Source organism: Nitrospira sp. NS4, from assembly GCF_049546785.1.
Classification (GTDB): domain Bacteria; phylum Nitrospirota; class Nitrospiria; order Nitrospirales; family Nitrospiraceae; genus Nitrospira_D.
Genome location: NZ_JBMWAN010000002.1, coordinates 229,667 through 243,643, shown reverse-complemented (window position 1 = coordinate 243,643; position 13,977 = coordinate 229,667). Strand labels below are relative to the sequence as shown.

Here is a 13,977-nt window from a genome sequence, read left to right as displayed (position 1 = left end):
GCCTCACGCGAATGGCCGGATAGAAACCGGGCTGAGCGATCAGAAAAGGGTGCGTCAGGATTTCGTGTGGGTCTGTGAGCAGGGTGCCCGTTTGGATTGACGCCAGTATGCCCAGGTGCCCTCTCCTTCGTCAGGAGGTGGGGGAGGTCGAATTCTGAGCACGGCGGCATGGCTCAGTGGGCCAACCACCCGCGCCCTGCTGCCGTCGAGGTTCTCTACCCCACCGTCCCTCCCCTTACACAAGGGGAGGGAGAGAAATAGGCACCAGCGATAAGAGTCTGATCAACGGGACGCCTGACCCCCTCGATATCCGGAAGCGCCCAGCAAAGAATCCCGGCCTCTTTATGTTTTTTTATGATGAGGCCATGCCTGAAAAGAGTGTGCGGATAGGAGGGCGCTAGAATGAATGCCGCAAAATCTCGACGCCGACCGACAGCGTCAAGGCCCACCAGAGGCCGAGCCATGCCAGTGCCATCCAGAGCTGGCGTCTCTCAACCGGCGCGGACCGTTGTGTCGGGTTACTTGTCATGAGTCAAAAGAGAAAACCAGCGTGAATAATGATGAGTCGTCTTATACGATCTTCCAGCAGGAGGTGCCATCGGAAGACCTTCGATTATTTTGTAGTAGTTTCCACGACGCCATGACGGCGAGGCTCGGTGTAGCGGCTAGGTATTTTGCCTGGGTATCGCTGCCGATGGGCCGAGCTGAAGGTTCTGCCCCGAGGTCAAGGCGATGGGCTGCCAGGCTCGTGTGGCGGAGAAGTGGAACCAGTTCGCAAAGGTCCGACAGAACTTGCATGGCGCCGATCTGCCGGCGTTGAAGTCAGGCGAGCCGGTGTTGGTCATGCCGGCGATGGAGAGCGCTCCTTGCTGTTCCATTTTGACGATGTTTGGAATCGAACAGGGTGCAGTGCCGAACGGGGCGCGACACCATGCGGCTTCGCCTCTCGCCGGAGCAGAGCAGGCCTGCCAGGCATGTACGAATCGCGATTTCCGTCGAAGGCTGATGGATGCGGGCGCAATACGGATGCGCTATTTCAGCGACGCCAGGTCGATGACGAAGCGGAAGCGGACGTCGCCCTTGAGAACTCGTTCGTAGGCCTCGTTCACCTGATGGATCGGAATGACTTCGACATCGGATTCGATATTGTGCTCGGCGCAGAAGTCGAGCATTTCCTGTGTCTCACGGATGCCGCCGATGACGGAGCCGGCGATGCGGCGCCGGTGCATAATCAGCGAGAACGGCTCCAGCGGGGCCGGTTTGTCGGGGACGCCGACCAGGATCATGGTGCCGTCGGTTTTCAGCAGGTTGAGGTAGATATTGTAGTCGTGCGGAGCCGAGACGGTGTCGAGGATAAAGTCGAAGTGCCGTTGCAGTCTGACGAGCGCCATAGGCTGGGAGGTGACGACGAATTTGTGGGCCCCCAGCCGCATGGCGTCGGCTCGCTTGCTCTCCGAGGTGCTCAAGACGGTAACTTCGGTGCCGAGCGCCCGCGCGATCTTCACCGCCATATGGCCGAGCCCGCCCAAGCCCACCACCGCCAGTTTGTGGTATTTCCCCACGCCCCAGTGGCGCAGCGGAGAGTAGGTCGTAATTCCCGCGCACAAGAGCGGCGCCGCGCCGGCCGGCGACAAGCTTTCGGGGATGCGCAAGACATACTGCTCATCCGCCACGATCTGGGTGGAGTAGCCCCCTTGGGTAATCGATCCGTCTGCCGCTCGTCCGCTGTAGGTGAGCAGCATCCCCTTCTCGCAATACTGTTCCAGCCCCTCCCGGCAGGCGGCGCAGGTCCGGCAGGAGTCGACGAAGCAGCCGACGCCGGCCCGGTCCCCGGCTTTGAACTTTGTTACCTCGGCCCCCGCCTGCGCCACGGTCCCGATGATTTCGTGCCCCGGCACCATGGGGAAAATCGAGCCGCCCCATTCGTCGCGCGCTTGATGGATATCGGAATGGCACACGCCGCAATGCGTGATGGTGATCAGCACATCGTGAGGACCGACGGCGCGACGTTCGAAGGAGAAGGGCGTCAACGGGGCTTTGGCGGTCAGGGCGGCATAGCCTTTTGTCGGCAACATGGTGCGGGCTCCTGGTGAGAGAGTGTGTTGGAAGGGAGACATTAGCAAGATGGACGGAACTTGCCAACTGGGAAAATGAGGACGCGGCCGGCACATTCATCACCTTGTGGATTTGTTGTAATGCCGGAAATGGCGGGGGGCAGGTGTGCGAGTTGATGCGTGAGTGGGCGCCGTTTGTTAGGGGCAGTCTGCGATGAATGATGTGGCGTGAATCGGTTCGGAGTATTACCGGCCTGAATCCTCTTCCTGGCCCTGTTCAGGGTCGATCGTCAGCGGCGTGCCGGCAATCCGGTAGCCTTCCGCGGCCCAGGTTCCCAGGTCCGTGATCTGACAGCGCTCTGAACAGAACGGGCGCCAGTGATTCTGTTCCCACGTCGTGGCTTTCTTGCAGACCGGACAGGTCATGCCAAGAGTGTATCATTCTTCCGGCAGGGTCAGGCAAGGGCGCGGGGCGTTGTGCTAGGACGCTGTCTGCGGCTTGACGACATGGAGGAAGCGCTGAAGGCGGCTCCGGTCCAGATCCGAGAGGCTCAGAAACTCGACGCCGAATTCGCCGTGGTTGGCCCAGCGCACCGCGGCGGCATGCACGGTGATCGCCGATCCCAGGTCGGTGGCCCGGATGAGGAGCCGGACGCCGGAGCCGGGATTGATGGGTACGGTGCTGATGACGGCGCAGCCTCCGGCGGAGATGTCGAACATCGTGCCCTGGCGGATGTCGGTGTGGTTGGTGGTGGAAAAGTAAACCTGGGCTTCAACCGGAATACGCGGATGCTCGCGGCACTCGATCATGATGATCTCCTGAACGTGGGTGAGCGGCGGGGTGGCGCTCGCAGGGGTTCACTGCGAGCGGACTCCGTCCTGGGCCCATCGTAGACCAGTGCGTCTCTCGTTCGAAGAAATAAGTGAAAATCGGCCGCTGTCCAGGCGGCCGGCCTGAGTAGGATTGCGGAAGGGGTGAATCGGGATCAGCTCGTCTTTTGGGCCTTCTCGATCTTGGCCCAGGCATCCTTGAGGGAGACGGTGCGATTGAAGACCAGGCCGGTCTGCGTGCTGTCCGGATCGACGCAGAAGTATCCTGTCCGTTCGAATTGAAACCGCGCACCGACCGGCGCCTGCTTGAGGCCCGGCTCGACCAGGCATCCGGTGAGGCGTTCAAGCGACTGCGGGTTGAGCAACTGCGTCCAATCCTGGTCCGGGGGAATCTTGGCCAGGTCCGTTGTCAGCAATGGATTATAGAGGCGCACTTCGGCCGGAACGGCATGGGCGGCGGAGACCCAGTGAATGGTCGCTTTGACCTTCCGTTGTTCCTGCGACGACCCGCTCTTGGTGTCGGGATCGTAGGTGCAGCGCAATTCGGTGATCGTGCCGGTCTGCGGATCTTTGACGACCCCGGTGCATTTCACGATGTAGGCGTAGCGCAAGCGGACTTCTCGCCCTGGCGCCAAACGGAAGAATTGCTTTGGCGGATCTTCGCGGAAATCGTCCTGCTCGATGTACAAGACCCGCGAGAAGGGCACGCGCCTGGTTCCGGCCGACGGGTCTTCGGGGTTGTTCACGGCCTCCATCTCTTCGACGGTGCCCTCGGGATAGTTCTCGATGACCACCTTCAAGGGGTTGAGCACCGCCATGACGCGCGGGGACCGTTTGTTCAAATCCTCGCGAATGAAATACTCGAGGAGCTGCATTTCCACGACCGCATCGCGCTTGGCGACGCCGATGTGCTCGCAGAAGGCGCGGATGGCTTCGGCCGTGTAGCCGCGCCGCCGCAACCCCTTGATGGTCGGGATTCGCGGATCGTCCCATCCCGCCACGAGTTTCTTGTCAACCAGTTCGAGCAGCTTGCGCTTGCTCATGACGGCAAAGGTCAGATTCAGCCGGGCGAACTCGATCTGCTGTGGGCGATGGGGGGCGTCGGTTTCCGCCACGACCCAATCGTAGAGGGGGCGGTGGTCCTCGAATTCCAGGGTGCAGATGGAGTGGGTGATCCCTTCGATCGCATCTGAAAGAGGATGGGCGTAGTCGTACGCCGGATAAATGCACCACTCGGTGCCGGTCCGGTAATGAGCGGCATGTCGGATTCGATACAGCACGGGATCGCGCAGATTGATGTTGGGAGAACCCATGTCGATCTTGGCCCTGAGCACATGGGCGCCGTCCGGGAATTCGCCGGCGCGCATCCGCCGGAACAGATCGAAATTCTCTTCGATGGAGCGGGCTCTGAAGGGGCTGTTCCTGCCGGGCTCCGTCAGTGTCCCGCGATATTCACGCATCTGCTCGGCGGTCAGGCTATCGACATAGGCCTTGCCCTTTTGAATCAGGACGACGGCGAAGCTGTAGAGCTGCTCGAAATAGTCAGAGGCGAAAAACTTTTTCCCCTGCCAGTCGAAGCCCAGCCAATGCACATCGTCCTGAATGGCCTCGACGTATTCCGGGTCCTCGGTGGTGGGGTTGGTGTCGTCGAACCGGAGGTGGCAGATGCCGCCGGGATTTTCCTTGGCGATGCCGAAATTCAGGCAAATTGATTTGGCGTGACCGATGTGCAGATAGCCGTTCGGCTCCGGGGGAAACCGGGTGACGACGCGTCCGTTATGTTTGCCGGCGGCACAGTCTGCCGCCACGATGTCGCGGATAAAGTCTGAAGGCACGGTCGGGTTCGGGTCGGTCATCTGTGGGATCTCTCGCCGGTTGCTGAGGTGAACGGGGCTGCCGGGTCGCGGCCTAGTTGTACCACAGTCGGGTCTCAGCGAGAAGCGGGGAGGAAGGGCCTTCAGGAATGAGGTTCGGGAGATTCGCGTGGCTGGGCGGAGGGCATCTGAATCACGTGAAAGTCTTTTTGTGCGATGAGATGGCCTTCCATCCTTAGACGAAACTCGTAGCGGCCGGGAGCGGGGAAGATCAGCGAGGGGATATTGATGCCGAAGTCGGAAATCTGGAGCCGGTCTCCGATCGCAATGTTTGGGAGCGTCGCGCGGCAGACCAATTGTTCGGTGTTGAGATAGACCAGATCGATATCGAAGTGGTAGGTGCCCTCGGCGTCGGTCAGGCAGAAATAGAGCCCCATCTGGTTATGCTGGAAGGGGAACGCCGCCGCCTGTAAGTGGGTGAAGATCCCGATCAGGCTCTTTTTCTTGGTGAGGCTGTCTTCGATCACCTGATCGCAGACCAGGAAGGCCTGCACGCTGGGTTTGGCAATGTCTGACATGGGGTCATTCTATGTGACGAAGGAGATTTCGCAAAGGATTCTTCCACTTTCGCGTTGCGGTGGCGGCAGGCTGGAAGCGGGAGATTGGCGGCCCGGTGTGTGCGAAGTGAAGGGTCAGCCCAGGACGACCGCGCTTCCCTTGTTTTCGGTTATGTCGCCGAAGAGAGTCGTGCCGGAGCCGATGCGGCAGTAGTGCGGAGTGATGTCCACCGGCATCCCTTTATGGGAATAAAATTTCCCGGTCACAATCTGCACTTTCTTGTCGGCGACCGCACGGGCTTCGAGCACGGTCCGGCCGGTGAGGCGATCCGTGACGGTGACGGAGGGCAGATCGGATGGGTTGGACCCGTCGGTACGATGGACGTCGACGGCAAATTGTTCCGTGCGATTCAGCACTAGCACGTTACGCCGCAGATGTCCGACATGCACGCCGGCCTCGCTGTACAGATCAAGCGTCGCGAGGAGCAGGCCTTGCTCCGGTTTCGATTCCAGAAACAGCTGCTCTTTCCCCTGGATCTTGATCACGCCGTTGGTATTGCGAAAAATATTCGAACCGATGAGCAGTTCCAGCCCCTGCCTGGAGGCCTGGGGATCGGGGGCCTCCTGGCGTGAGGCGATGCCTGTATGTTGGGGCTCTACGGACTCTGCCATAGTCAACCTCGGTGGTGGGGCATATGGGCTGCGACGGTATCAGCCGGGTCGATCGTTGAGCGGCCGAATAGCCTTGAAGCTAGCCCTGACCGCGCGCTCTGTCAAGAGCGCCGCCTCGTCAGGAAATCGGCCAGCGGGCTAAGGAATTGTCGAACTTTCGTGCCCCGCCTTATCGGTTGCCGTGACACAGATGAAGACGGCTTGCTCGCTCTGACCGGTGAGGGGAATAGTCACAGTTTGGGTGATGTCTCCTCCTCCGGTCGGCTTGCTCGCGGGGACCTCTTGGGCGGGCACGCGGCCGTCGCCGAAGTCATAGTAGATCGTGGTCTTCGCCAGGGTCTTGAGCGGGGCGCCCGTACTATTAAAGGATGGTTCTGTGTAGGAGACGTGGACCGTGGGCTTCGTGGGACTCACCATGGCTTTGAGTGCCGTGGGGCATCGGAGCGGCGCCGGCCTGTTGGCCTGGGGGCTTGCACAGGCCGTGAATTCTCCTAATATGATAACGAGCGCAAACAGCACTCCTGAGAGGCGTACGAAAGTTTCCGGCTGCCGGATCGATGGGATGGAACAGGGGGAGCTGGGTGTGTGTGTGTTGGGCATCGAACGCCTCCGGCCGGGTCTGCAAGGTTGTCGGGATCGAAAGACTGGTCCAGTTATAGGCAAGCTCGAGGTGAGAGGCAAGTGGGAAGAGGTCTCGCCGGCATGTGGTTGTTGGAGCAGCATCAGCTTTCCTTCCGGGACGTTTGCAAACCTGAAAGAGCCTATGCTACCGTTCCTCCGTTCTGCACGCCCTTCTGGAGCTCTGCCGAAAGTCTGGTGTCACGCGGCAGTGTCTCATGATGAATCGGATGGTCCCATCGTCTAGCCTGGCCTAGGACGGAGCCCTCTCAAGGCTTAAACACGGGTTCGAATCCCGTTGGGACCACCACCCCGAGCTCGCTTGGCGGGAGCCGCCTCGGGTGGCGATCCGCTAAATCCTGAAATCCCCCTCTGTGTCTTCGCCTCGCCTGTGTTGTGCGTTTTGCTTTTATGTTTGTATGCGGGAAGCCATACAGGATTCTCAAGCATTTTCACATCGCACGTATCGCGATCAACACTCAACATAGCAAGTGAAATGTCGGCGTGCGCCGAAGGCGAGCAGGCCATCGCGCTACATCGGGATTTGGGCAGCATTTGCGAGCGGTGCGTCGCGCGCTTCATTGACGCCTCTGGTAGCGGTTGTGTATAAAGAATCCGCTTTCACAACGATTTTGACGAAGGTGATGTGGGATGGGTGCACGCGAATTTCATGATGGCGCCAAGGACGGCTTGGAGGCGCTGGAGCCGCTCGATCCGGAAAAGATCGGCTCGTTCAACGAGCTGCTCGTCGCGATGGGTAAGACGGCCTTTGGTGGCCGCCGGTTGGGCGAGGCCTTCGAAGTGCTGTCGGCGATGGTCGAGGACCCCGATTGCAAGGTCGTGATGACGCTGTCCGGGGCGATGACGATCGCCAAGATGGGGAAGATCGTCAGCACGATGATCGACCACGGCATGGTTCACTGCATCGTATCCACCGGCGCGCTGATCGCGCACGGGTTGAGCGAATCGGTCGGCAAGACGCATTATCGCGCGAAGCCGTCGATGTCCGACGAGGAGTTGTTTAAGAAGGGCTACAATCGCGTCTACGATACGTTGGAGATGGAGACGAATCTCAACTATGTCGAGCAGGTCGTCTCCCAGACAATGAAGCGCGTCGATCCCGACAAGATGCTTTCCTCTGAAATTCTTACCCGCGAACTCGGGAAGACCTTAGCGGAAGAATTCGATGGCGCCGGGATTCTTAAGAGCGCGTATCTCAAGAATGTGCCGGTCTACATTCCGGCCTTCACCGATTCGGAGATGGGACTCGATGTCGGGACCTGGGCCATGGGACGGGTCATCGATCAGGCTCGTTCGAAACTCAAGCAGGGTGGCGATCTCGCGTTGTTGCAGGAGCTTCATCACGCCTACCCGGCCTTCAATCCCTATCTTGACCTCAATAGTTATGCTGGGCGCATGTTGTCCGCCAAGAAGCTGGGCATCTTTACGATCGGCGGCGGGGTGCCGCGCAATTGGGCGCAGCAGGTCGGTCCCTATGTCGAAATCGGCAATCATCGTTTGGGCATGGACGTCCAGCCGCCGCGATTCCAGTACGGAGTCCGGATTTGTCCGGAGCCGGATTACTGGGGCGGGTTGAGCGGGTGCACATATCAGGAAGGGATTTCCTGGGGCAAATTTGTGCCTCCCGGCGAAGGCGGCCGGTTTGCCGAAGTGTTGAGCGATGCCACGATCGTCTGGCCGTTGCTGATGATGGGGCTGCTGGAGCGTCGGCGTGCAGCCGGCAAGCGGACCGCATGAGGCGATCTCTCGGCCGGACAGCCACACTGGTGGCGCTTTGTGTGGTCGCGCTGGTGTCTCCGTCCGGTGCAAAAGAGCCGGCGGATGCTGACGGACGGGTCAGAGGCCAAGCCAAGGCTCCCGTCACCCTGATCGAGTATTCGGACTTTACCTGTGGTTATTGCCTGAAGTTTTTCCAGGAGACCTGGCCGAAAATTCAAGCGCGATACGTTGATACCGGGAAGGTCAAGTTTATCTATCGCGACTATCCCCGCGCCGATCAAGGTCCAGGAGTCGAGGCCGCAGTTGCGGCGCGTTGTGCAGGCGGACAAGGGAAGTATTGGGCGATGCACGACCGGCTGTTTGCGGAGGGGGGGCGGTTAGATCAAGCCGTTATTCTGCGCCATGCCGCGGCTATCGGGTTGAACCAGCCGTCATTTGAGCGCTGCATGAAAGAAAAGTCCTCCCTGGCCTCGATCTTTGCGGATCGTGAGGAGGCGAATCGCTGGGGCTTCCACGGAACCCCCGGGTTCATTCTCATGCGGACGGCCAGCGAACCGACTGAGAAAGAGCCGGCCATCGCGATCCCCGGCGCGTTCCCGTTCGAGATGTTTGCCGAAGAGATCGACCGGCTGCTTGCGACAAAGCCGTAACTGCTGCAGGATGTGTTTGTCGATCGATCCGGCGAGTGTTCCCTCACACTCGGCATCACAGGTGGGCGATTTATACGGGCTCATGTAGGAGTGAATATGGCGTCTACACAATCATTCTGGTCTGTGCCTCAGCGAGAGGGCCTGGCTGATTTTTTCGTGTGCATGTCCTGTCTGGGCGAAGTGTTTTATCGCAAGGTGCCGATGCCCGATTGTCCGGGCTGCCACGGCGTGTCCACCTATGAAGCGTTCACGCTGGAGGCGGTGCGCGACTGGGGGACCGAGGAGCTGATTGCCAAAGCCGTCGCCGCGCAGCAAGCATCCGATGCGGCCGAGTCCGCCGCCCTTCCCGCTTCTTCGTAGGGAGATTGCCGGTCTTGCAGGGACCACGTCCTTTTCTCGTCAACGGCGAATGGAAGCCCGGCACATCGACTGCGCGGGTCACGAATCCATTCAATGGTCAGTTGATTGCGGAGGTCTGCCAGGCCGGAGAGGCCGATGCCGAAGAGGCGATGGCGTCTTCCGCTGCCGCTGCGCCTGTGATGGGCAAGCTGGCCTCCCACGCCCGGTACAATATCCTGCAAGAAATCGCGGCGCTCCTCTACAAGCGGCGTGACGAGTTTGCGCAGACGATCACCGCCGAAGCGGGCAAGCCGATTGCCGATGCGAGGCGGGAGGTCGGTCGCGCGGTTCAGACGTTTACGATTGCCGCAGAAGAAGCGAAGCGCATTCCCGGCGAGGTGGTTCCGCTCGATTGGACCCCGACCACCGAGTCGTTTCTGGGGATGCTGCGCCGGTTTCCCATCGGGCCGATCCTGGGTATCACTCCCTTTAATTTTCCGCTGAATCTTGTGGCGCACAAGGTCGCCCCGGCGCTGGCGGCCGGCAATTCGATCCTCATCAAGCCGGCTCCTCAGGCTCCGCTGACGGCGTTGTTGCTGGGCGAAGTGGCGCTGGCGGCCGGTCTGCCTCCCGGCGGGCTCAATGTGCTGCCCTGCGACAATGCGATCGCCGAACGGCTGGTGGTGGATCCCCGGTTCAAGCTGCTGAGTTTTACCGGCAGTGCGGCGGTGGGGTGGATGCTGAAGACTAAGTGCGGAAAGAAAAAAGTGACGCTCGAGCTGGGCGGGAACGCGGGTGTCATCATCGAGCCGGACGCGGATCTCGACCTTGCGGCGCAGCGCTGTGCGGCGGGTGGATTCGGGTATGCGGGGCAGACCTGTATTTCGGTCCAGCGCATCCTGGTTCACCACTCGGTCGCTGATGCGTTCTCCACGAAGTTGCTCCTCCAAGTGGCGCGGGTGAAGGCCGGAGACCCCGCGGACGAGACCACCGTTGTGGGTCCACTGATCGATCAGGCGGCGACCCAGCGAGTCGAGGGATGGATTGAAGAGGCGGTGGCCCAGGGAGCCAGGGTGTTGCTGGGCGGGAAGCGCCGGGGATCGGTCTTGGAAGCGACGGTCCTGACCAACGTCAAACGGGACATGAAGGTGTCCTGCCAGGAAGTGTTCGGTCCCGTCGTGACGGTCTCGTCCTACCGCCAGTTGAGCGATGCCATCGCGGTCTTGAATGCCTCCGATTACGGGCTCCAGGCGGGCATTTTCACGCAGGACATCAATAAGGTGTTTTACGCGTTTCGCCATCTGGAGGTCGGTGCCGTCGTGGCCAACGAGATTCCCACCTTCCGTGCCGATCACATGCCCTACGGAGGGGTGAAGGACTCGGGATTGGGGCGGGAAGGGGTGCGGGCGGCTATCGAAGACATGACGGAGCCCCGGCTGCTGGTGTTGAATCTCAAGGAACCGGCCGGAGGGTGAGGCAAAAAAACCGCTCAGGATATTGCGAACCCAGAACAATCTTGGTACAACAGCGGCCCGATGCGTGATGAGTCTGCGCGGTGATGAACGGTTGTGGGCATAGCCAAGGGAGAAGAGAACGATGGTTCCTACACATATGTTTCTGACACGCGGGGTAGGGGTCCACAAAGAGAAGCTCGCTTCCTTTGAGCAGGCCCTTCGCAGCGCCGGGGTTGCGTACTGCAATCTCGTGACGGTGTCCTCCATTCTGCCGCCGAACTGCAAGATTGTCCCGCGGAAACGCGGCGAGAAATTGCTGAATCCCGGAGAAATCACGTTCTGCGTGATGGCGCGGTCGGAAACGAACGAACGCAACCGCCTCGTCTCGGCCTCAATCGGGTTGGCTATTCCAACGGACCGGGATACCTATGGCTACCTGTCCGAGCACCATGCGCACGGCGAAACGGATGAGGAGACGGGCGAATATACCGAGGATCTGGCGGCTCAGATGCTGGCCACCACCTTGGGCGTCGAATTTGATCCCAACAGCGCCTGGAAGGAACGCGAGCAAGTGTTCAAAATGGGCGGCAAGATCGTGCGGACGCTCAATATTACTCAGTCAGCCGTCGGCAAAGCCGGCAAGTGGACGACCGTGGTTGCCTTGGCGGTCTTTATTCCGTCTGAAAATCTGCCGAAGCGGGAGCGGCGCTAGTACATGCCGGGCTGCGCCGACGCGCATCTCTTGTTAGCCTAAAGGATTGTCTGTGGCGCTGCCATCGGGATGGGAAGGTTCGGACCGAAACTTTTTAGGGATTGACGAGCCCTGGTGCCACCCTAACCAGGCCGGGGTCTATGTCCTCCCCGCGCCTTATGAACATACCTCCAGCTACATTTTAGGGTCGGACCGCGGACCTTCGGCCATTCTTGAGGCCTCGCACCAGGTCGAATTCTACGACGAGCAGCTTGGCTACGAACCCTTCAGGGAATGGAAGGGGATCGCGACCGCGACCCCTCTCGATCTCGGGGGAAAAGTCGATGGCGCCGCGGTGGATGCCATCGAAGCCTTTGTCTCACCGCACGTGGGGACCGGCCGGTTTCTCGTGACGCTGACGGGGGAACATACCGGTGCGCTGGGGGCGATTCGAGCCCACGCGAAACGGTATCCGGACCTCTGCGTCGTGCAAATCGACGCGCATGGAGATTTACGCCAGGCGTATGAGGGCAATCCTTTCAGCCATGCCAGCGTGATGGCGCGCGTCGTGGATGAGGGGCACCCGCTGGTGCAGGTGGGGATCCGGTCGATTTGCCAGGAAGAGGTCCAACGGATCAAGACGACGGACCGCATTTCGACATTCTTTGCCGCCTCGATTCTCGATCCGTCCGGGCCGTACGAGGGCAGGGCGTCGCGCTGGGTTCCCGAGGTGGTGGCGGCCTGCAAGGGGCCGGTGTATGTGACGTTCGACTGCGACGGGTTGGACGCCTCCATCATCCCGGCTCTTGGCACGCCCGAGCCCGGCGGCCTGGGCTGGTACGACACCCTGCATCTGATCACGGCCCTGGCCAACGGGCCGGGCATTGTGGGGATGGATATCAGCGAGATCGCGCCCATCGACGGGTTCGTCGCCCCGCAGTTTTCGATCGCCCGGTTGATTTATCGCATGCTGGGCCGGATCAAAGCCGGCCGCCGAGTGCATTAGCGCCTTAGCCATGTCGCGCGAATCTGAGCCCGCGCTCCCTGCTTCCACCTCCGTCCGGATCAATAAGTTTTTCACCCAGCATGGCGTGTGCTCCCGCCGGGAGGCGGATTCCCTCATTGAATCAGGACGGGTCACGATCAATGGCCGGACGGCCAAGCTCGGCGATCAGGTGTGCCCGACCGACGTGATCGCCCGTGACGGCACCGTCATTCCCTGGGGGCAGACGTTTCTCTACATCAAGTATCACAAACCGGTTGGCGTGACGACGACCAGCGAGTCCCACGTGCCGCGCAATATCATCGCGGAGATCGGCCATCCAGATCGGATCTTCCCCATCGGCCGCTTGGACAAGGATTCATCCGGCCTCATTCTGCTCACCAACGACGGGGATATCGTCAACGAGATCCTGCGGACCGAGTTCGGGCATGAGCGGGAATATGTCGTCGACGTCGATCATCCGTTCGATGAGGCGTTTCTGAGACAGATGGCAGCCGGGGTGGTGATTCTCGGGAGCCGGACCAAGCCATGCCGCATGGAGCGGGTGCGGCCGAATCGGTTCCGGATTGTGTTGACGGAAGGACGGAATCGCCAGATCCGCCGCATGTGCCAGGCGCTGGGCTACCGTGTGACCGCCCTGCATCGCGTGCGGATCATGCACATCGGCATTGAGGGCCTCGTGGTCGGAACATGGAAAGAGCTCACGAAGGATGAGCGGACTCAACTGCTGCGGGCGGTCGGCAGAGTTGCGGGTTAGTGCGCGTCGCTCGGCAGGATCGGGGCCGGCGATTGCGCCGCATCCCGCAGGGTTCCGGGCTCATTGGATGTCGGCTGATCGTCGACAGAGGGTTCGTCGTGGCCGGATCTGCGCCTCCCGATAAAGAGGTTCAGAAAGGCGATGCAGAAGCTGCCCCCCACCAGCAACGAGCTGCTGGTTTGAATCGTCCGTGTCCCCTCATCGCGCATATCCTTTGCCACATCGGCCACCGTATCCAACAGCCGGTCGAGCGCCAGACTGACTTGAATCATTTTCGGGCCCGCATTGTCCGAGGCGTGCTCCTCGGCTTTTCTCCGAAGCGCCTCTCGTTCCGCTAGGGAGGTGACGGTCCATTCCTGCGTCAGCAGCTGGACGGTGGTGCTCGCGACCGAGAAGTATTGATCGAGGCTGCGCCGGACCGCTTCGATATCCTCCGGCTCACTCCGTCCGCTGCGGGAGACCCGCAGGCCGGCTGCGGCATACCGGTCGATGGCATGCTGAATCTTGGCCCGCTGAGTCGGGAGGGACTCGGTGATGCGTTCAAACTCTTTCTGGCTGTGGGCTTCCAAGGCGCGAATGATGGTATTTCTGTATCGCATCACATCGGCGGAGATATGGGCTAGATCGGCGGCGCCAAGGGTGTATTCCGTGTACATGATGCGCAAGTCCTGGTCGACCTGGCTCAGGGCTTGGCCGCTGTACCAGCCGAGGCCCGCGATCAAGAGGCTGATGAGAAGCTGGGGGCCGCGCGGTTTGGGAATCGGAATACGGTCGAAAAGTCTCACAAAAGCGTCCTT

The 13,977-nt window shown here is 60.7% G+C and carries 15 protein-coding genes and 1 tRNA gene; 8 read left to right on the top strand and 8 right to left on the bottom strand.

Translation table 11 applies throughout. The features are described from left to right. Window positions 1-1,031: 1,031 nt before the first annotated feature. The 7 genes from ACO9S2_RS05625 to ACO9S2_RS05595 all read right to left on the bottom strand — a co-directional run bounded on the left by ACO9S2_RS05625 (window position 1,032) and on the right by ACO9S2_RS05595 (window position 6,528). Window positions 1,032-2,075 (bottom strand): NAD(P)-dependent alcohol dehydrogenase, encoded by a 1,044-nt coding sequence (locus ACO9S2_RS05625; protein WP_423720969.1) that lies wholly within the window; start codon window positions 2,073-2,075, stop codon window positions 1,032-1,034. A gap of 225 nt (window positions 2,076-2,300) precedes the next feature. After that, window positions 2,301-2,480, bottom strand: a complete 180-nt coding sequence (locus tag ACO9S2_RS05620) for a DNA gyrase inhibitor YacG (protein ID WP_423720968.1) — start codon at window positions 2,478-2,480, stop codon at window positions 2,301-2,303. Between the two features lie 54 nt (window positions 2,481-2,534). Then, window positions 2,535-2,864 carry a PilZ domain-containing protein gene (locus tag ACO9S2_RS05615; protein ID WP_423720967.1) on the bottom strand — a complete coding sequence of 110 codons (330 nt, stop codon included), beginning with the start codon at window positions 2,862-2,864 and terminating at the stop codon, window positions 2,535-2,537. A 176-nt stretch (window positions 2,865-3,040) separates the two neighbouring features. Continuing rightward, complete coding sequence (locus tag ACO9S2_RS05610) at window positions 3,041-4,741, bottom strand: glutamine--tRNA ligase/YqeY domain fusion protein (RefSeq protein WP_423720966.1); 1,701 nt, start codon at window positions 4,739-4,741, stop codon at window positions 3,041-3,043. Between the two features lie 101 nt (window positions 4,742-4,842). Beyond that, window positions 4,843-5,277 (bottom strand): DUF6941 family protein, encoded by a 435-nt coding sequence (locus ACO9S2_RS05605; protein ID WP_423720965.1) that lies wholly within the window; start codon window positions 5,275-5,277, stop codon window positions 4,843-4,845. Window positions 5,278-5,391: 114 nt separating this feature from the next. Next, window positions 5,392-5,928, bottom strand: a complete 537-nt coding sequence (locus ACO9S2_RS05600) for a hypothetical protein (protein ID WP_423720964.1) — start codon at window positions 5,926-5,928, stop codon at window positions 5,392-5,394. Window positions 5,929-6,066: 138 nt separating this feature from the next. Further along, entirely contained in the window at window positions 6,067-6,528 is a 462-nt protein-coding gene (locus ACO9S2_RS05595; RefSeq protein ID WP_423720963.1) for a hypothetical protein, read from the bottom strand. A 250-nt stretch (window positions 6,529-6,778) separates the two neighbouring features. Between ACO9S2_RS05595 and ACO9S2_RS05590 the strand changes: the two genes are divergently transcribed. From ACO9S2_RS05590 to ACO9S2_RS05555, 8 genes are all read left to right on the top strand, one after another. After that, window positions 6,779-6,856, top strand: a tRNA-Glu gene (locus ACO9S2_RS05590). Window positions 6,857-7,197: 341 nt separating this feature from the next. Continuing rightward, window positions 7,198-8,304: a deoxyhypusine synthase family protein gene (locus tag ACO9S2_RS05585; protein WP_423720962.1), complete on the top strand. Its 1,107-nt coding sequence runs from the start codon at window positions 7,198-7,200 to the stop codon at window positions 8,302-8,304. Continuing rightward, a complete protein-coding gene (locus ACO9S2_RS05580) occupies window positions 8,301-8,936 on the top strand; it encodes a DsbA family protein (RefSeq protein WP_423720961.1) in 636 nt (211 codons plus the stop codon). The genes ACO9S2_RS05585 and ACO9S2_RS05580 overlap by 4 nt, the downstream gene beginning before the upstream one ends. 96 nt (window positions 8,937-9,032) lie before the next feature. Next, window positions 9,033-9,296: a hypothetical protein gene (locus ACO9S2_RS05575; protein WP_423720959.1), complete on the top strand. Its 264-nt coding sequence runs from the start codon at window positions 9,033-9,035 to the stop codon at window positions 9,294-9,296. A gap of 14 nt (window positions 9,297-9,310) precedes the next feature. Continuing rightward, window positions 9,311-10,750, top strand: coding sequence for an aldehyde dehydrogenase family protein (locus tag ACO9S2_RS05570; RefSeq protein WP_423720958.1), 1,440 nt, complete (start codon window positions 9,311-9,313; stop codon window positions 10,748-10,750). Window positions 10,751-10,871: 121 nt separating this feature from the next. Continuing rightward, on the top strand, window positions 10,872-11,441 hold the full coding sequence (locus tag ACO9S2_RS05565; protein ID WP_423720957.1) for a pyruvoyl-dependent arginine decarboxylase: 570 nt from the start codon (window positions 10,872-10,874) through the stop codon (window positions 11,439-11,441). A 52-nt stretch (window positions 11,442-11,493) separates the two neighbouring features. Next, complete coding sequence (gene speB, locus ACO9S2_RS05560) at window positions 11,494-12,426, top strand: agmatinase (protein WP_423720956.1); 933 nt, start codon at window positions 11,494-11,496, stop codon at window positions 12,424-12,426. Between the two features lie 10 nt (window positions 12,427-12,436). Further along, window positions 12,437-13,180, top strand: coding sequence for a pseudouridine synthase (locus ACO9S2_RS05555; protein WP_423720955.1), 744 nt, complete (start codon window positions 12,437-12,439; stop codon window positions 13,178-13,180). Here the strand turns inward: ACO9S2_RS05555 and ACO9S2_RS05550 are convergent. Beyond that, a complete protein-coding gene (locus tag ACO9S2_RS05550; protein ID WP_423720954.1) occupies window positions 13,177-13,965 on the bottom strand; it encodes an MCP four helix bundle domain-containing protein in 789 nt (262 codons plus the stop codon). The two genes, ACO9S2_RS05555 and ACO9S2_RS05550, sit on opposite strands and share 4 nt — an antisense overlap. Window positions 13,966-13,977 lie beyond the last annotated feature (12 nt).